Origin of the sequence: Mycobacterium sp. URHD0025 (genome assembly GCF_000426065.1) — a bacterium.
Lineage (GTDB): Bacteria > Actinomycetota > Actinomycetes > Mycobacteriales > Mycobacteriaceae > Mycobacterium.
Genome location: NZ_AUEQ01000001.1, coordinates 646,325 through 664,872 on the forward strand (window position 1 = coordinate 646,325; position 18,548 = coordinate 664,872).

The window sequence follows — 18,548 nt, forward strand, 5'->3', positions numbered from 1 at the left end:
GGGTCCGGACCTCGGTGATCCAGCCAACCTTGGTGGGCTGGCTTACGAGGTCTACTTTCACCGGTTCGGGGAGCCGCTGGACGTGATCTAGCCCCGATACCAAAAACCCCGCAGCGAGGCTACGGGGTTTTTGGTATCGACGTTCTGCTAGAACATCTGCCAGTCGGATGCACCGTCAGGCGTGTTGTACCAGCCACCACCGGTGTTCTTGATCACCACCGGGTCGCCGCTGCCGAAGTTGTCGTAGAACCACTTGGCGTTTTCCGGGCTGAGGTTGATACAGCCGTGACTGCTGTTGCTCCTGCCCTGCTGGGCGACCGACCACGGGGCGCTGTGCACGAAGACGCCGCTGTTGTCGATGCGGACCGCATCCTTGACCTTGAGCTTGTAGCCCTCTTTGGAGTCCACCGGCACACCGTAGGTGGAGGAATCCATCACGATGTCGGGGAACTTCTCCAGCACGTAGTAGGTGCCGTTCTTGGTCTCATGCTTGCCGTCGGGCTTGCCCATCGACACCGGGAAGGTCTTCTCCAGCTTCCCGTTGCGCAAGATCTCCATCTGGTGGGCCTTGTCATCGACCGTGGCCACCAGGTAGTCGCCCACCCTGAAGCTCGACTTGGTGCCGGCCGCGTCGATGTTCACCACGGTGTTGGACGGCCAGAAGTCCTGCGGGCGCCAGCGCAGCTGCGTGTCGGTGACCCAGTAGAACCGGCCGGCCACGGGCGGGTTCGACGTGATCCGGATGGCATCCTGGGCCAACTGGCGGTTGGCGATCGGCCGCTGGAAGTTGATGTAGATGGGCTTGGCGACACCCACCATCGACCCGTTGACCGGGTTGAACGACGGCGGCAGGAACGGCGCCTCACCGGTGAACGGCGTGGAGTTCTGCCCGGGTGCGTTGCCCTCTGTGAACGGGACGGTCGGCGAGCCGTAGTTGATGATCGGCGCGGGTGTCGCCGGAGCGGCGGCGGCCGGAGCCGCCGGGTCGGCCGGGTCGGCCGGCAGCGGGGGGATGTACGCACCCGGCGGGGGGCCCGGGATCGCAGGATCGACGGGTGCCGGCGGCACCTCCGGATCTGCGTAGGCGGATGGGCTGAGCACCATCCCGCCGACCACTCCCGCGGCCATGAAAGCAGTGATCAGTCGACGTTTTGCCGATTTCGGCATGAGTAACCTCCAGACAGCACAACTGGCTCCAGTGTCTCACAACGCAATGACCAGCTACTGCCGCGAGAGCCTGCCATCCCCCGACAGCGACCGATGCCACGGCGCTGAACTGCGGTGTTTATCGACTGTGAGCGTGCTCGCGTTACTTCTCGGTGGTAGCGCAGGAAACTGTGAAAACGCCACGAGACAGCGCGACACCAGTCATGGCGACGATGATCAGCGCGGCGGCGACGCTGATGGTGGGAGCCGCCCCGCCGTGGTCGTAGACCGCACCGCCGATCAGCGCACCGCCCATGATGCCGACCTGGAAGGCCGCGACGTACCGGCCGGAGGCGCCGTCGGGGTCTTCTGGAGCGGTGCGCATCGCCGACGCCTGCAGCATGGGCGGCAACGCCGTCGACGCCGCACCCCAGACCACGACCGCCACCACACCGAGCACCACCACAACCGTCCCGGACCACGATTCGAGGGCCAGCACCGACAGGGCCAGCAGCGCCGCGGCCAGTGTGGCCAGACAGCCCACCACGGAGGCCTTGGGCCACCGGTCCAGGGGCGGGGCCATGACCGCCATCCCGGCCAGCCCTGCGACGCCGAACCCCGCCAGCAGCCAGGCCAGATGCGGGCCGTGTATCCCGACCACGTCCCGGATGATCACCACGATGAAGGTGAAGGCGATGAAATGCCCGGTGACTCCGATCAGGGTGAGTACCGACAGGGTGAGCAGGCGACGGTTGTGCCGATGGCCGTGCGGCACCCCGTCGGCCTGGGTGACGCCGGACGCGGGCGCGAGCGGAGGCAGTGTCGCCCACGCGGTCACGGCGACCACCGCCGCTGCCACGGCGATGACCGCCACGGCAGGCCGCCAGCCCCACACCGCGCTGAGCGCCGCGGCGAGCGGATTGCCCACCACCAGGGCCAGACCGGTGCCCACATAGACCGCGGCGGTAGCCCTGCCTGCGTGACTGGCCGGGACCAATCGCGCCCCAATCGGTGCGATCACCGACCACATCAGCCCATGGGCCAGCGCGCACAGCACCCGGCCGCCGGCCAGCACCGCGAAGTTGGGCGCGAGCGCCGAGATCACCTGGGACACGGTCAGGCACACCAGGGTGGCGACCAGGGTCCGGCGTCGCGGCCAGCGCGCGGTAAGGCGTACCAGAGCGACGGTGGTCAAGGCCGCGACCAGGGCATAGCTGGCCATCAGGGTGGCGACCAGGCCCTCGCTGACCTGAAGATCGGTGGCGATCGCCGGCAGTGCACCCACGGGGAGCATCTCGGCGGTGACGTAGATGAACGCCGCCGCCGCGAGTACGGCGAGTTGCGTGGCGACGCGCGGTGTCCACGGACTGGTGTGGGCGGTGCTCGATTCGCCGGTGACGCTGAAGGTCATGCTGGAATGCCACGGTAGTGCCATGACGTCTCGATCGGCCCGACGACGCGGCCTGAAACAGCGTCCGGGGGCGCACAATCGTTGTCGTGATCGTCGCCTTCAGCATCAGCCCGTCCGGTGGGGATGAATCCGGGAGTGTCAGTGCCGCGGTGGCCGAAGCCGTGCGAGTGGTTCGGGCCTCGGGCCTACCCAACGAGACCAACGCCATGTTCACCAACATCGAGGGTGAATGGGATGAGGTGATGGCCGTGGTCAAGCAGGCCGTGGAAGTGGTGGCGGCGGTATCCCCACGCGTCAGCCTGGTCCTGAAGGCCGACATCCGGCCCGGCTACACCGGACAGCTGACCGCGAAGGTCGAGCGGATCGAACAGGCTCTGGGCGAGTAGCGCGAATGGTCAGGCGTCGCTTCGCCGAAATCGACACCATGGTCGTCACGAACGCGGCGGAACAACCCTGACGTAGATCTCGGCGACGCTCACTGGTTCGGCAAGCTCAGGAACGGACCAGGCGGGCGATGGCCGCCGATGCCTCGGCCAGCTTGGCCTCGGCCTCATCACCGCCTTCGGAGACAGCCTGTGTCACGCAATGTCCGAGGTGCTCGTCGAGCAGGCCGAGCGCGACCGACTGCAGCGCGCTGTTGACGGCGCTGATCTGGGTGAGCACGTCGATGCAGTACTTGTCCTCGTCGATCATCTTGGCGATGCCGCGGACCTGCCCCTCGATACGGCGCAGCCGCTTCGCGTAGTTCTCTTTCTGCGGTGAATAACCATGCACCGCCGACTCGTCAGCCATGACCCCAGTGTATAGGTACCCTACGGGGGTATGCATGAATTACGGGGTCAAGTCGTCGGGCGAGAACTTTCGCACCTCTTTCAAACCCGAACCCATCGTCGCGTAGAGGCTGCCCGCGTCGTCGAACGCCATTCCGGAGAACACCCCCAGGAACGGCAATTGGACCGGAGTGGTGGCACCCGCGCCCCACTTCAGCAGTCCGGTCGATGACGTCGAATCGACGTAGACGTTGTCGGACTCATCGACCGCGATTGCCGTGGGATATTCGACGCCGGCGACCTGCGTCGGGCTGGAAGCCCCGGGAGCCAGCTTCAGCAGCCGATTACCACCGTCGGTCACGAACACGTTGCCCACACTGTCAACCGCCACGCCGTCCGGATCATCGAGCGGCCCCAACGGCACCGGCGTCGGGGCCGCGCCACCCGGGGCCAGCTTCAACAGTTCATCGCGATCGTTGAAGGCGTACACATTTCCTGCCGAGTCCACAGCGATGGATGCGGTCGGTTCGCCAAGGTCCGGAAACGGCAGAACGGTCGGGGCACTCTGCCCGGCAGCCAGTTTCATCACCCGCCCCGGCGCCCACGACGTGACGTAAACGTTGTCCGAATCGTCCACTGCGATACCGAATGACTCGAAAACATCACCGAACGGCAATTCGGTCGCCGCGTCGGCGCCGGATGCCAACTTCAGCACCACATCCTGGTTGAGGCCGCTCCGGCGGTCGGTGATGTACACGTCGCCACCCCGGGCGACCGCAATGCCCCAGGGGTTCTGTAATCCGGTGAACGGCAACAACTCGCCATGACTGTCGAATGACAACATGTCGCGGATCCCGGAATCCGTCGCGACACCCCACGCGGCCAGAGCGACCACGACGGTCACCGCCACACCCAATCCGCCGAGGACGACCCGACGGCGTCGGGACCGCCGCCTCTTCGTCGTGGTGGGCTGATCGACGTACGGGGGCGGGAGTTCGATTCGCGGCGTCCGCGGTGGTGACCAGTCAACCTGCGCTACAGGATCAGCCATCACCGTCTCGGCCTGGTGAAAGTCACGGCGGCTCAACACATCCCGCGCCTCCGCCGCCAGCGCCCCGGCGCTCGGGTACCGGGCGCGCGGATCTTTGGCCATCCCCTTGGCGACCACGGAATCAAGAGCCTTCGGGACACCGGGCCGACGCCCGCTGGCCGCCGGGACCGGCGATGACAGATGTCCGTTGATGACCGACGGCGCATTGCCGGCGAACGGGGGCGATCCGGTCACGCACTCGAAAAGGACACACGCCAATGCGTATACGTCCCCGGCCACCCCCGCGTCTTCCCCGGAGAAGCGCTCTGGCGCCATGTACGCCAGGGTGCCGACCGCCGTGCCGCTCTGCGTGAGCCGCGTGTCACCATCGGCATTGGCCAAGCCGAAATCGACCAGATAAGCGAAGTCGCCGTCTGTCAGCAAGATGTTGGCAGGCTTGACATCCCGGTGCACGATCGACTGCGCGTGCGCGGCGTCGAGTGCCGCCGCGACTTGTGACACCACGTCGACGGCGCGGGCAGGATCCATCGCGCCCGCGTCCGCCAGCAGCGCCCTCACGTCGGTGCCCTCGATCAACCGCATGTCGATGAACAGCCGGCCGTCGATCTCACCGCAGCTGTGCACGGGCACCACGTGAGGCTCGTGGAGCCGGCCCGCTGTCTGCGCTTCGCGGAACAACCGTTGCCGGAACGATTCATCCTGCGAGTACGCCGCATTGATCACTTTGAGTGCGACGCGGCGACCCATCCGGGTGTCGACAGCCTCGTACACCTCGCCGAAGCCACCACGCCCCAGCAGGCGCCCCAGCCGGTATCGGCCGAAGCCCGTCCCCTCGTCGTCAACCCCCGCCACAGCCGCATCCTGCCACGGGGCGCACGGAGGACCCACTCATTGCGATGATGTGAGTTCGAGGGCGTCGGCCGGGCGAGGGGGATCACATGCAGCCGTACACACCTGCGCAGGGGTGGTATGCCGACCCAGCGGACCCGACCATGGTGCGATGGTGGGACGGGAACCGCTGGACCTCGATGGTCCGGCCCTTGCCGCCGGCCGCACCGACCCCACCACCGCAGTCTGCCCAACCCGCGGCTTATCAGCAGCCCGGTGGCCCCGGGGCCGTCTACCGCCGCAAGAGCCTGCTGAACGAGGAGATCCGCGCCGACGCCGACAGCGTCACCTGCAACTCGACGACGCTGCGGTGGGCGGAGGCCGAGTGGTACGGATACTCCATCACCAACCTCTTCTATCAGGACTACTTCATGCTGGGGATCAAGGTGGGCAAGCCGCAGGACATCGGCAGCGACCTGATCTTTTCCGTCGGCCGAGGCCAGCGCACCCGCATTCCGGGCCCCAATCAGATTCTTCTCAAGTTCACCGGCCGCGAACAGGACAGAGCGCATTGGCAGGGCCTCGTCGCACTGTGCCGCCAACATCTCGAGCCGCGGTTGCGGGAGACCATCGTCAGCCGCATGCGGGCCGGCGAACGGGTCAGCATGGGCAACATCTATGCAGTCGACGCGAGCGGGCTGCACTATCCGCACAAGAACTGGTTTTTTCCATGGGCCGACACCCAGATCGTCGTGGACAACGGCATGGTCGTTCTCATCCCGCCCACCGGGCGGAAGAAAGACCGACTGGTGATGACCGCCGATCATCCGAACGCCCAACTGGTGCCCTACCTGCAGTCGGTGTTCACGGGCCGCGGCTGACAGAGGGACCTTGACTAAATCCGATTAGACGCACTGCGCATACTTGAACGATGAGCACAACGCCCGCCGATAAGTCGGTCGATATCAAACCCCGCAGCCGCGACGTCACCGATGGCCTGGAGAAAACCGCAGCCCGGGGGATGCTCCGCGCGGTAGGGATGGGCGATGACGACTGGGTGAAACCGCAGATCGGCGTCGGATCGTCGTGGAACGAGATCACGCCGTGCAACATGTCGCTGCAGCGGCTCGCCCAGGACGTCAAGGCGGGCGTGCACGAGGCCGGCGGCTACCCGCTGGAGTTCGGGACCATCTCGGTGTCCGACGGCATCTCGATGGGCCATGAAGGCATGCACTTCTCGCTGGTGTCCCGCGAGGTGATCGCCGACAGCGTCGAGACCGTGGTGCAGGCCGAACGCCTGGACGGCACCGTGCTGCTGGCGGGCTGTGACAAGTCCATCCCCGGCATGCTGATGGCGGCCGCGCGCCTGGATCTCGCGAGCGTGTTCTTCTACAACGGCTCGATCATGCCGGGCGTCGCCAAGCTGACCGACGGCACCGAGAAGGAAGTCACGATCATCGACGCCTTCGAGGCGGTCGGGGCGTGTGCGCGCGGGCTGATGTCGCGCGAGGACGTCGACATCATCGAACGGGCGATCTGTCCGGGCGAGGGTGCGTGTGGCGGTATGTACACGGCCAACACCATGGCCAGCGCCGCCGAGGCACTCGGGCTGTCACTGCCCGGCAGCGCCTCACCCGTGGCCATCGACAAGCGCCGCGGCGAATACGCCCGCAAGTCGGGTGAGGCCGTCGTCGAACTGCTGCGCCGTGGCATCACCGCACGGGACATCCTCACCAAGGAAGCCTTCGAAAACGCCATCGCCGTCGTGATGGCGTTCGGCGGGTCCACCAACGCCGTGCTGCACCTGCTGGCGATCGCCCGTGAGGCCGAAGTCGAGCTGACGCTGGCCGATTTCACCCGCGTGGGCAACAAGGTGCCGCACCTTGCCGACGTCAAACCCTTTGGCCGCCACGTGATGAAGGACGTCGACGAGATCGGCGGCGTGCCGGTGGTCATGCGGGCATTGCTGGATGCCGGTCTGCTGCACGGTGATTGCCTGACCGTCACCGGTGAGACCATGGCCGAGAACCTGGCCCACATCGCGCCGCCGGACCCCGACGGCAAGGTATTGCGGGCGATGAACAACCCGATCCACCCGACCGGCGGCATCACGATCCTGCACGGCTCGCTCGCCCCGGAGGGTGCCGTGGTGAAGTCCGCGGGCTTCGACTCCGACGTGTTCGAGGGCACCGCACGGGTTTTCGAGCGCGAGCGGGCAGCGCTGGACGCTCTGGAGGACGGCACCATCACCCACGGTGACGTCGTGGTCATCCGCTACGAGGGCCCCAAGGGTGGCCCGGGCATGCGCGAGATGCTGGCCATCACCGGCGCCATCAAGGGTGCCGGGCTGGGCAAGGACGTGCTGCTGATGACCGACGGCCGGTTCTCCGGCGGGACGACGGGCCTGTGCGTCGGGCACATCGCCCCGGAAGCAGTGGACGGCGGTCCCATCGCCTTCGTCAAGGACGGTGACCGGATCCGCCTCGATGTGGCGAACGGAACGCTGGACCTCCTCGTCGACGAGGCCGAGCTCGAAGCTCGCAAGGTCGGTTTCGAGCCGCTGCCGCCCGTCTACACCAAGGGTGTGCTCGCCAAGTACACCAAGCTGGTCCAGTCCGCCGCCGTCGGCGCAGTCTGCACCTGAGGGACTCCCCCAGCACCCTCATGGACGCTAGAGTGGCGTCGGGCGCGCAGGCCGCCCGACGTCCGCTCGAAGGGGCTCAGCCTCCCTGCATGTCGAGTTCCCTTGTGACCGACCTCTTCTCGGCCCGATTCGCGGACGCGGGCTTGTGAGAGGAGGCCGTCATGGCCAGTTGTCTGCCCAATAATCCTTCGCTGGACCGGCTGCGTGTGGAAGCTCGCAGGCTGCAACGTGCGAATCGCATCCCGCTGCACGAAGCTCAGTTCACCGTTGCCCGCAACTACGGTTTCAGCAGCTGGCCCAGGCTGGTGCACTACCTGCGCGACGCTGCCCAGCTCAGCATCGATCCAGGTGCGCTGAACGACGATGTCCTGGATTCCGCTGACCGGTTTTGCTCGTGGGCATCGTTGCACTACAACGAGTCCGACGCACCACCGCGCAGAGACGCAGCCGCGGCCCTGCTGGCCGCCGAGCCCGACCTCGTCGACCGACACATCTGGGCCGCCGCATCGGCCGCCGATCCGGTGGCATTGGCCCGTCATCTGACGAGCCGGCCGGCGCTGGCCGATACCACCGGCGGACCGTTCGGCTGGGTACCGCTGATGTACCTCACCTATTCGCGGGTTCCGTTGGGCTGCAATGCCAATGATGTGCTGATGTCCGCCACGCAGCTGCTCGACGCGGGCGCCGACCCCAACTCGGGATACCTGTGGTGCGGACTGTCGACGCCCTTCACGGTGCTGACGGGGGTGTTCGGCGAGGGAGAACAGGGGCCGCGGCGCCAGCCCCGACATCCGTTCGCCCCCGAACTCGCCACGTTGCTGTTGAAACGGGGCGCGCATCCGGTCGATCAGCAGACCCTGTACAACCGGATGTTTCGACCCGACGATTCACACCTCGAGCTGCTGTTCGCGCACGGACTGGCCGAAGCCGGGGCGAGCCCGTGGGAACTGCGCCTCGGCGAGGCAATGGAATCCCGGGACGAGATGTGGCGGCGCCAGGTGGATTGGGCTGCCCAGCACGGGTTCACCGCGCGGCTCGACCTGCTTGCCCGGCACGGCATCGATGTATCCGGAGTGGAAGTGGTCGCCCCCGCGTTCCCTGACGACCCGAACGTCCTCGACGACGAAGGTGCGACCCCGCTGCACCACGCCGCCTGGACCGGCGACCTCGAGCTGATCCGCCGCCTCCTCGACGCAGGGGCCGACGCCACCGTCACGGATCGCCGCTTCGGCACGACTCCCCTGGCCTGGGCCGAGCACGCCTACCAGGCCGAGGCCGCGGAACTGCTGCGCCGGCACGTCATGCCGACCCGGTCGGACCGCGACGGATGATGGCCGCCAGCTCCTCGCGGGTGCTGGCGCCGACGCGCTGGCAGGCCCGGTACAGGTGGCCTTCCACGCTGCGCACCGACATCACCAACCGGTCGGCGATCTGCTTGTTGGTCAACCCGGCGGTGACGAGTTCGACGATCTCCCGCTGCCTGCTGGTCAGCGGCTGACCAGCCGGGTTACGCAGTGCCGGAGTGCACAACCCACCGCATTCGGCGGCGATCGCCTGCGCGATGGCGGCCGCGTAGGCACTGCGCTTGGCCTGACCCTGGCGCCCGAACGCGACCGCGGCCTGCGCCGTGGCATCGGCGGCGGTGGCCCGGTCACCCATCGCCCGGTATTCCTCGCCGACCTTCAGCAGGCCGGCCCCGTCGTCGGCGGCCAAAGCTTGAGTGTGGCGGGCGACGATGTCAGCCAGGGGCAGTTTCAGCATGCCGGCGAGTTCCCGTACGCGCGCAGACCCGGCGGTGTCGCCCCATTGCACGGCGGCCTGCAGGCACGCCAGTTCATGCGTCGGTTGTTCCCGCCGGGCGGCGTCACGGCCGGCTGCACGCACGACGGCCACGGCATCGGTCAGCGCCCCGCCTGCGGCCAGTGTCCAACCTGTGGCCAGAGACATCGCGGTGTGTACGAAGACGTAATCCTCGGGCACCCGCTCGCCCGCGCGGGCCAGAGCTTCCTGGGCTGCGGCGGCATGGCCGAGCTTGGCATGCGCCTCGGCCAGAGAGAAACAGCTGGCAACCCGCAAACCTGTTGTTATGTCATGTGTTTCGACCCCGGCGTAGGCCTCGTGCAGGTGCTTGACCGCGCCGGTCAGATCGGCTCGGGCCAACTCGGCATGACCGAGCAGGTAGGCGAGGTTGGCATACGCGATACCGGGAACATCGCGCGCCGACTCGTCCAGCCGGGCCGCCATCGCAGTCACTTCGTCGATACGTCCCGCCAGCCGGCAGGCCCTGCCGTGGACCGCGCCGAACCAGAACCGCATGGGAGACGATTCGAACGATGTGGTGGCCCGCTCGATTGCCTGCTCGGCGACGCTGTCGATGTCGTCAACGTGGCCGAGGGCACCGAGTGCCATCACCAGCGCGATCGAGGCCATCATGGCGTGGATGTCGGGCAGCCCGTCGTAATCCAATGCAGTCCTGGCGTTTTCCTCTGCACGCACGCAATGGCCGAGCACGGCATCGACGCAGGACTCGACCGCCAGGCGCTCCATGCGCTGACCATCGGATTCTGCTGTCTCGGAAAGCTTTTCCAGAATCGCGCGAGCATCGCGGGGTCGGCCGAGCATCCAGGTCAGGTTGGCCGCCCGCACCGTGGCCCAATGGTGTCCGTCCGGTCTACCGTCGGTGCTGATGTCACGCAGGATCGCCTCGGCTTCGTCACCCCGGCTCAGCAGGACGAGCGTCATCGCCCGCATCGGAGCCGCATCGGGCGCACCGCATTCGGCGGCGGCGCAGGCGAATCGGTCGGCCGCGTGAGGATCGAGCAGGACAGCCGCGCACCGCGCCGCCGTCAGATACAGCTCTGGATCGGGTGGGAGGTCGGAGTTCAGGGCCAGCAGCGCCCGGCGGACGGTCGCACGCATGTCTCCGTCGGGCTCGCACGCCAGCCGCCGCGCCAGCTTTCCGCGGATACTCGACAGGTGCATCTCACCGGCTGTCGCCCTGCGTAATTCGCCGTACAACGGATGCGCGAGGGTGGCCACCAGGCCGCGGCCGGCGCGTTCGACCGTGACCAGGTGCATCTGCTCGGCCGCCTCCAGGTCGGCGTGGTCGACGAGATCGCCCAGGACGTCGACGCTCAGTGGCTCGCACTGCGAGAGAGTGTCGAGCACCAGCGCCATGCCGGGATCGAGTTCGCCCAGACGCCGCCCGACCATGTCGGTGATGCTCTGGGACACGGCCACATCGCCGTCCCACATCCACACTCCGGCGGACTTGTGCATCCGCCCGGCGGCGATCTGATCCTTCACCAACTGCAGCAGATACAGCGCGTTGCCTCCGGTGAGTTTCCAGAACCGTCGCGTGCTGCGACTGTCGACGGGTCCGGCGGCGGCCGATTCGATGAGGGTCGCGGCTGCGGTGGCGGACAGCGGCTCGAGGTCGATCCGCTCGAGCAGGCCGTCTTTCCACAGGGCTGTCACCGCGTCGGGTTCGGGGCCGCCGGAACGTGCGGTGACGACCATGCGCACGCCCTGCGTCTGCGCCAGTTGGTGTACGACGTGCGCCGAGAGCGGATCGAGAAGGTGGGCGTCGTCCATGCCGATGACGACCCGGCCCTTCCGCTGTTGGGCAACGAACGAATCGATGACCCGTCGCACGTCGGGAAGCGGGTCGCACATGCTCTGGCTGATCGAGCCGGTGAATGCTCCGAGCGGGATGGCCCGTGCGGATTCCGTGCCGACGAACCAATTGGTCCTGTGCCCGGACGCCGCCGCGTGACCGAGGGCCTCGCGGGCCAGCCGGGTTTTGCCGACGCCGGCACTACCGACGATCACCACGCCGTGGTGGGTTCCGGGCCCACCAAGGGAGCGACGGATCGCCGCCAGTTCTTCTTCCCGCCCCGCCAGCTTCATCTGAGCAGTTCGTACCCGCCATCGCCGTCATCGGAGTCCTGCGATTGCCCAGGATATGGCGTTCAGCCGGCCACGGGACACAGATTGACGCAGATCTCCCCACCAGCCGGGCCGGGGCACGGCTGGTTTACCGGATCGGCCTACCGGTCAGGCGTGCCGCGCTTCGGAATTGCGCACCCGCATCCCGAAGTACATCGCGTTGAAGCCCAGCACCATCACGAGCGCACCGCTGATCACGTGCGACCAGATCATGCCTGCGGTCGGCCCACTGACAAACACCCACGGCGAGATGATCAGCCACACACCGAAGATCGGCAGTGTCCAGGTCATGCCGTGCGCGCGGTCCAGCGCGAAGCTGAAACACATTGACAGGAACGCGATCGCCCCTCCGACGATCAGGTCGTTGACCGTGAGCCTGTTGAAGGCGTCGAAGCCGACGATCCATGGTGACAGCGCGACGTACATCGCCGTCAGCAATGTCAGGCCGAAGGTGACCTGCGCAGCCATCGACTCTGCGACACGGTCATAGCCGGCCCGCAGGGCCAGGATGTCCGGGTGTAGGTCGATCGATGAATGGACTGTACTCATTTCTCATCCTTTCCGTTACACGGCAAGGCGTTTGGGCCTCACCGCCCCCATCCATCGCTTCTCAGATTACGCCGTGACGGGCACGACGGCGGCGGTCGAAGCCGGTTCGTGCCTGCAGGCAAGTACAGTCTTCTCAATGCGGTGGCGCAGCAACGCCCGAACGGATGATCCCACCGGCGCACGACAGCAACTCGGCTGGTTCGCAACACTGTTCGCGATGGCGTTGGTTTTCCACTACTCCGACAGCCAGCCCCTTGCGGTGGCGCCTGCCTTGCTCGCCGGCCTGCCCGCCCTGGTTTTTCCCGGCTCGGTGGCCGCGGCCGCTCTGGCCGTGGCGGCAGGCGCCACCGTGGCGGTGCTGAACCTGCCTGCGGCGTCGAACCATCTGATGCTGAGCCTGCTGATCGCCGTCGCACTCGGTTCCGCGGCACTGTGGGCATCGACCGTCCGGAAGCGCGGGGGTCTGCCGGATAGTTTTGTCGAACGCTGGCTGGATGCCGCGCGCAGCCCAGTCGGTCTCGTGTTGCTGGTGGTCTATCTGTTCACGGTGTTCGACAAGCTGAACACCGCGTACTTCACCCCGGAAACCTCCTGCGGCAGCGACCTGTTCGGCCAGCTCATCTGGCTCAACGGCTTTGCCGATGTGGCGCCGGGCGCGACTCTCGGCCAGGTCGTCGCCATTGCCGCGGTGTTGATCGAGGCCGTCATTCTCGCGTTGCTGGCGGTGCCGCGGCTGCGTTTCTGGGGCGTGCTGCTCGGTGTGGCCTTCCATTCGATACTGGCGTTGGCCTCGTTCTATGACTTCGCCACCGTCGTCTTCGCGGTGTACGTGCTGCTGGTCCCGACCGAGGTGTTCGCCACCCCGGCGACCCGAACCACCGCGTTGCGATCGGCCGCGCTCGGGGGCTTCGCGGCCCATGTGCTGCTGAGCGTGGTGTCGAGTTCGGCCGAGTCGCCGGCCAGCCCGATCGGCCTGCCGTGGCACACCCTGCTCGTACTCACCTGGTTCATCGCCGTGTTCCCGTTCATGGTCGCGCTGCTGCGCGGCTACCGCTCGGCGCAGGTGGCCGGCGTCCGGGCCCCGGACTGGCACTTGCGTCCCCTGGTGCTGCTCATCGCGCCACTCCTGGCGCTCGCCAACGGGGCCACGCCGTATCTGGGGCTCAAGACCGTGGCGAACTTCTCGATGTTCAGCAACCTGCATACCGAGGAGGGCCACACCAACCACCTGCTGCCCGGCGTCACGGTTGTCGAGCTTGCGGGCTACCAGCGCGACACCGTCACCATCGTCGGGCTGGAGTTGCCCGAGCCATCGGCGGGTGACAAGGCCTTTCTGCGGCGGCAAGTCCGCTGGATGTCCGAGGACCCTCCGGTCCGCATCCCCTGGCTGGAGCTACGGCGGACGGTACTGCTGTGGCGCGACGCCGGCCTGACCGGCGTCCGTATCGCCTACCAGCGCGACGGACCGCCGCACGTGGTCGACGATGCGACGCACGATCCCGTCCTCGCTGCGCCACTGCCGTGGTGGCAACGCCACCTGCTCGCCTTCCGCGCGGTCGACTCGGGTTCGGGGGCCGACGTCTGCCGCTGGTGACGCGTCACGGCGGTCCGCGGCAGCATTACGCTCGCGACCTTCAGGCGATGCCGATCCGGCCTGGTAAGCGATAGGTCTGCGCCTGTGCGGCGATCTCGTCGGGCGTGGGCAGCGGCTCGGCGCTGTCGAGGTACACCCCGCCCTCGCGCAGCGTGTCGTCGACAAGCAGCCAGATCCACCTGACAAGGTCGGCCACCAATCGGTCCTGCGCGGTCGAGCCCGGCTGGTCGAGCCACCGGCCGGTCGTCGATTCGACCAGCCCGACGATGGCGAAGGCCAACGGCTGCGGATCGGTCTCCACCCCAAAAGCGTTGAGGTACACCGTGAACAGCGCACCGAGCTGGGTACCGATGGTCAGCCTGATGTCCGCGATGGCATCAGGCGTCGAGGCGTCCTCGCCCAGTGAGCAGCGGGCCAGGTAGCGGTAGAGGTTGCGGTGCTCGACGAGGAACCGCACGTGAGCGCCGACGCTGGCCTCGATGATCTGGGCCATCGAACCGTGCGGTGTCCACAGCGGCGCGAGTTCGGTGTTGAGCATTTCGGCGGCACGCTGCGCGATCGCCCGCTGTAGGTCGGCGGCTCCGGCGAAGTGCCGATAGAGCTTGGTGCGGGTGACACCGACGTGAGCGGCGATCTGCTCGGTCGAGGTCTGCGGACCGTGTTCGGCGATCGCGGACAGCGCGGCGTCGACGAACTCGACCCGCCGGCGTTCCCGCTGCCCGGCCCATCTCCCGGTAGTGCCGCTCTCCACAGACACACCCTAGCCAATCACATGGTACGTGACGTACCATTTGGCAACTGGTACGTCACGTACCACTAGATTCCGAAGGGAAAGACGCAGATGGACGCGCTGATCGCACTTCGCAAAGCGGCGGGCCTGCCGGCCGTCGCCGAACCGTCGGAGCCTGTCGAGGACTACGGCTTCTTCGGCCCGGATTCCGTCACCTGGAAGGTGTGGAGCTACCCCACCTCGCTGCTGATCGGCTTCTCCCGGGCGGTGACCATCGAGCACCTCGACCCGTTCCTGGCCGCCGCGGTGGACGCGACCGGGCAGGTCTACGCCCGCACCCGGCTGCGCTACGACAGGACCATGCAGTACTTCGCGCTGGTGGCCTTCGGCGACGCCAAGTCCGTCCTGGATGCCTCCGAGATCCTGGTCAAGATCCACGCCAAGGCGATCGGTACCGAGCCGATCACCAAGCGTCCCTTCGACGCCAATGATCCGCACTCGCAGTTGTGGATCCATCTGACCGCGTGGCACTCGATCCTCTACAGCTACGAGATGTACGGCCCCGGCAAGCTGTCGCCGGCCGAGGAGAACCAGTACTGGGAGGAGTGCGCGCGGGCCGCGGAATTCCAGACCATCAACCCTGACGATGTCCCGCGCACCCGCGAAGGCATTCGCGAGTACTTCGAGAGCTTCCGACCCGACCTCGTAGGCTCGGAAGTGGCGCAGAAGATGATGGATTACCTGGTCGACCTGGGCTATCACATCCTGCCGGAGCGGATGCCGCACTGGCTGCGCAAGCTGTTCAACATCCCGATGCGGGCCGCGATCATCGCCACCATGCCCCGCTGGATGCGGATGCTGGGTGGTATCCCGCAGCGCCGATTCGCCGACGTCGCGGCCCGAGCGGTGGTCCGCCCCCTCCTCAAGGCCATGGCCACCAATCCGCGTCTCGAACTGGCATTCCTGGACCTGACCACCCCGCACACCACGGCGATCGTCGGCCCGACACTGCTTGGCATCCCGGCCAAGAACACCGTGACCTACACCCCGGCCGAGGCCAGGGTGAAATGGGACCGGACCACTCCGTTCGAGCAGTACGCTGCCATCGTGGCCAAACGGGAGGCGGGCGACGGTCCCACACCCTATGCCCACAACCACCACGACGCACTGGTGCAATTCGACAAGAGCGCGAGCTGATATGACCGAAACGCAGATCGACGAGGCCCTCGAAGAACTCGGCGAGGGCGAAAAGACTTGGGCTTCCCTCTCATTGGCGGCCCGCCGCGGGTTGCTCGACGAGGTGCGGGCGCTGACCGTGCGCCACGCCGCCGAGTGGGTCGACGCTGCCGTCGGCATCAAACAACTCGATCCGTCCTCGCCGCTGGTGGGCGAGGAATGGATGTCGGGCCCGTACTCGCTGGCTGCCGGACTGGGCGCATTGTCGGAGAGCCTGGCCAAGCTCGAATCGGGCCGCAGCCCACTCGACGGCGCCGAGTTCGGTTACGCCCCCGGTGGCCGGACCACGGTAAAGGCCCTGCCGCTCAACACCTTCGACCAGCTACTGCTGTCAGGGTTCAGCGCCGAGGTGTGGCTGGAACCCGGTATCGAGAAGGCCGAGGCAATACGGTCGGCCGGGCTGGCCCAACGCGACCCGTCCCGCACCAATGGCGTGGGCGCGGTATTGGGCGCGGGCAACATCTTCTCGATCGCGCCGCTCGACACCATCTATGAGCTGTACGCCAACAACCGCGTGGTGGCCCTCAAGCTCAATCCGATCACAGATCCGCTGCTGCCTGTCCTGACCAAGGTGCTGGCGCCATTCATCGCCATCGGCGCGGTCCGCATCCTGACCGGCGGAGCCGAGGCCGGCACATACCTGGTGCGGCACAAGCGCGTCGACCACGTGCACATGACCGGCAGCGCGCTGACGTACGACGCGATCGTGTTCGGCACCGGGGAAGAAGGTGCCCGACGCAAGGCGGCTGACGAGCCGGTGCTGGAAAAGGAGATGACCGCCGAGCTCGGCGGGGTGTCGCCAACCATCGTGCTGCCCGGCTCCTGGAGCAAGGCTGACATCGAGTTCCAGGCCAATCACGTTGCCACACAACGACTGCACAACAACGGCTACAACTGCGTGGCCGCGCAGGTGGTCGTACTGCCCAAGCGCTGGGCGCAACGCGACGAGTTCATCGCCGCCCTCCGCAAGGCCGTCAACGAGGCCCCGGCGCGGGCAGCGTACTACCCCGGCTCCGACGTCAGGGTGGCCGCCGCGGACACGTCGTATCCGGACGCGCAGCACCTGGGCTCGAGGGGTGCCCGGGTCCTGGTGGTCGATCCGGCTGACCGGAAAGCCCTGTTGTGCACGGAGTACTTCGGTCCGGTGCTCGGCGTGATCGAACTCGACACAGAAGACGACAGTTCCGGCGAAGGATTCTTCAGCGAGGCCGTGCGGGTCGCCAACGACGAGTTCGTCGGCACTCTGGGCGTCAACATCATCGCCCACCCGGACACGTTGGCGGGCCTCGGCGACACGTTCGACCACCTTGTCGAGCAACTGCGCTACGGCACCGTCGCGATCAACGCCTGGACCGGCGTCGGCTACCTGACGCCCACCGCAACCTGGGGAGCGTTTCCCGGACACAAGCGCAATGACATCCAGAGCGGAACGGGCGTGGTGCACAACGCTTTTCTGCTCGATCGCCCGGAACGCACAGTGGTCCGCGGTCCGTTCCGCCCGGCGCCGCGTTCGGTGTTCCGTGGCGAGTGGTCGTTGTCGCCGAAGCCGCCGTGGTTCGTCAACAACCGCACCGCGGCGACGACGGGCCGCCTGCTGGTGGACTTCGCCGGCAATCCCGGATGGGGCAAGCTGCCCGCGATCTTCGCGTCGGCGCTGCGGGGTTAGGCACCTGCCTTCGGCGAATAGGATCGGTGGGCGTGCGTACCCGCCCGCCTTCGGTGACCGATGAACTGATCAGGCGCGCGGTCGCCGACCACTGGTCGCTGGACGTCGAGCGGGTCGACTACCTGCCGGTCGGGGGCGGTGCTCACCACTGGCGCGCAATCGGAACCCGGTGCGCAATTTTTGTCACCCTCGACGAGCTCGGTACGCGGCACTCCACAGGTTCTTTGGAGGATGCGTACGCCACGGCCGCATGTCTCGAGGCGGCCCGTCTGGACGTAGTGTGTGCGCCGTTGCGCGGCCGGCACGGACGATTCACGGTCGACGTCGGCTTCGGCATGCTCAGCGCGACGCCCTGGCTGGACGGCCACAGTCCCACGGAAGCGGAGTATCGAGCGCCCGCGCATCTCGCGACGGTCATGGCCGCCCTGGATGCGCTGCACGCGATGACACCACCGGCACCGCTGCGGGATTGGGCGCCGCGGGTCGGCATCGACTTCGCCGACAAGGTTCGGATGCTCACTGACCGCCCGTGGCTCTCGGGCCCGTTCGGCGAGGAGGCCCGGAATGCGCTCGTCGCACACGGCGCGGACATCGAACGCTGGACGCGGCGCTATCACGACCTCACGCAGCACGCCCGCGCGCAGCGGCACACCTGGGTGCCGACCCATGGTGAGCCACATGAGGACAACCAGGTGGTGCACGGCCGCAGCCTGAAATTCGTCGACTGGGAGACCGTTCGACTGGCTCCGCGTGAGCGGGACTATTCCGATCTGCTGGCGGCGGGTTGCGCCGGCCAACTGAACGCAGATCAGCTGATGGTCGAGTTGTTCGCCCTTGATTGGCGGCTCAGTGAGATCACCGAATATGTGGACTGGTTCACCGGTCCGCATACCGGCAGTGAAGACGACGTCGAGGCGTTGCAGGCGCTGCACGAGGAACTGGCGGCACCCCTGACTGCCGACGGCTGACAGATTG

The 18,548-nt window shown here is 67.1% G+C and carries 15 protein-coding genes; 8 read left to right on the forward strand and 7 right to left on the reverse strand.

Going from position 1 to position 18,548, the window contains the following annotated elements:
* Positions 1–147: 147 nt before the first annotated feature.
* Together H977_RS0103080 and H977_RS0103085 are read right to left on the reverse strand one after the other, a co-directional pair.
* Positions 148–1,167, reverse strand: a complete 1,020-nt coding sequence (locus H977_RS0103080; protein WP_029106477.1) for a L,D-transpeptidase — start codon at positions 1,165–1,167, stop codon at positions 148–150.
* Positions 1,168–1,309: 142 nt separating this feature from the next.
* Positions 1,310–2,557, reverse strand: a complete 1,248-nt coding sequence (locus tag H977_RS0103085) for an MFS transporter (protein WP_029106478.1) — start codon at positions 2,555–2,557, stop codon at positions 1,310–1,312.
* An 86-nt stretch (positions 2,558–2,643) separates the two neighbouring features.
* Here H977_RS0103085 and H977_RS0103090 point away from each other — a divergent pair, with 86 nt between their 5' ends.
* Positions 2,644–2,943 carry an MTH1187 family thiamine-binding protein gene (locus tag H977_RS0103090; protein WP_029106479.1) on the forward strand — a complete coding sequence of 100 codons (300 nt, stop codon included), beginning with the start codon at positions 2,644–2,646 and terminating at the stop codon, positions 2,941–2,943.
* Between the two features lie 106 nt (positions 2,944–3,049).
* Here the strand turns inward: H977_RS0103090 and ricR are convergent, their stop codons facing one another.
* Together ricR and H977_RS0103100 are read right to left on the reverse strand one after the other, a co-directional pair.
* On the reverse strand, positions 3,050–3,349 hold the full coding sequence (ricR, locus tag H977_RS0103095) for a copper-sensing transcriptional repressor RicR (protein WP_029106480.1): 300 nt from the start codon (positions 3,347–3,349) through the stop codon (positions 3,050–3,052).
* Between the two features lie 39 nt (positions 3,350–3,388).
* Positions 3,389–5,230: a serine/threonine-protein kinase gene (locus tag H977_RS0103100; protein WP_029106481.1), complete on the reverse strand. Its 1,842-nt coding sequence runs from the start codon at positions 5,228–5,230 to the stop codon at positions 3,389–3,391.
* A gap of 86 nt (positions 5,231–5,316) precedes the next feature.
* On the opposite strand from H977_RS0103100, the gene H977_RS0103105 reads away from it, so the two are divergent.
* From H977_RS0103105 to H977_RS0103115, 3 genes are all read left to right on the forward strand, one after another.
* Positions 5,317–6,087, forward strand: a complete 771-nt coding sequence (locus tag H977_RS0103105; protein WP_029106482.1) for a DUF2510 domain-containing protein — start codon at positions 5,317–5,319, stop codon at positions 6,085–6,087.
* Positions 6,088–6,137: 50 nt separating this feature from the next.
* The gene (gene ilvD, locus H977_RS0103110) at positions 6,138–7,850 is read left to right on the forward strand and encodes a dihydroxy-acid dehydratase (protein WP_029106483.1); all 1,713 of its coding nucleotides are present in this window, start codon (positions 6,138–6,140) and stop codon (positions 7,848–7,850) included.
* Positions 7,851–8,011: 161 nt separating this feature from the next.
* Positions 8,012–9,181, forward strand: coding sequence for an ankyrin repeat domain-containing protein (locus tag H977_RS0103115; RefSeq protein ID WP_029106484.1), 1,170 nt, complete (start codon positions 8,012–8,014; stop codon positions 9,179–9,181).
* Here the strand turns inward: H977_RS0103115 and H977_RS0103120 are convergent.
* Together H977_RS0103120 and H977_RS0103125 are read right to left on the reverse strand one after the other, a co-directional pair.
* A complete protein-coding gene (locus H977_RS0103120; protein ID WP_029106485.1) occupies positions 9,150–11,759 on the reverse strand; it encodes a LuxR C-terminal-related transcriptional regulator in 2,610 nt (869 codons plus the stop codon). The two genes, H977_RS0103115 and H977_RS0103120, sit on opposite strands and share 32 nt — an antisense overlap.
* Positions 11,760–11,906: 147 nt before the next feature.
* Entirely contained in the window at positions 11,907–12,347 is a 441-nt protein-coding gene (locus tag H977_RS0103125) for an SPW repeat protein (RefSeq protein WP_029106486.1), read from the reverse strand.
* 136 nt (positions 12,348–12,483) lie between these two features.
* Here H977_RS0103125 and H977_RS0103130 point away from each other — a divergent pair, with 136 nt between their 5' ends.
* A complete protein-coding gene (locus tag H977_RS0103130) occupies positions 12,484–13,941 on the forward strand; it encodes a hypothetical protein (protein ID WP_155946473.1) in 1,458 nt (485 codons plus the stop codon).
* 40 nt (positions 13,942–13,981) lie between these two features.
* On the opposite strand, the gene H977_RS0103135 is transcribed toward H977_RS0103130, so the two are convergent.
* A complete protein-coding gene (locus H977_RS0103135) occupies positions 13,982–14,692 on the reverse strand; it encodes a TetR/AcrR family transcriptional regulator (RefSeq protein WP_051288583.1) in 711 nt (236 codons plus the stop codon).
* A gap of 90 nt (positions 14,693–14,782) precedes the next feature.
* On the opposite strand from H977_RS0103135, the gene H977_RS0103140 reads away from it, so the two are divergent.
* Genes H977_RS0103140 through H977_RS0103150 form a run of 3 tightly spaced genes read left to right on the forward strand, consistent with a single transcriptional unit; the run spans position 14,783 to position 18,541 of the window.
* Positions 14,783–15,868 carry an oxygenase MpaB family protein gene (locus tag H977_RS0103140; protein ID WP_029106489.1) on the forward strand — a complete coding sequence of 362 codons (1,086 nt, stop codon included), beginning with the start codon at positions 14,783–14,785 and terminating at the stop codon, positions 15,866–15,868.
* A gap of 1 nt (position 15,869) precedes the next feature.
* Positions 15,870–17,573, forward strand: a complete 1,704-nt coding sequence (locus H977_RS0103145) for an aldehyde dehydrogenase family protein (protein WP_029106490.1) — start codon at positions 15,870–15,872, stop codon at positions 17,571–17,573.
* Between the two features lie 32 nt (positions 17,574–17,605).
* Positions 17,606–18,541 (forward strand): aminoglycoside phosphotransferase family protein, encoded by a 936-nt coding sequence (locus H977_RS0103150; protein ID WP_036474834.1) that lies wholly within the window; start codon positions 17,606–17,608, stop codon positions 18,539–18,541.
* Positions 18,542–18,548 lie beyond the last annotated feature (7 nt).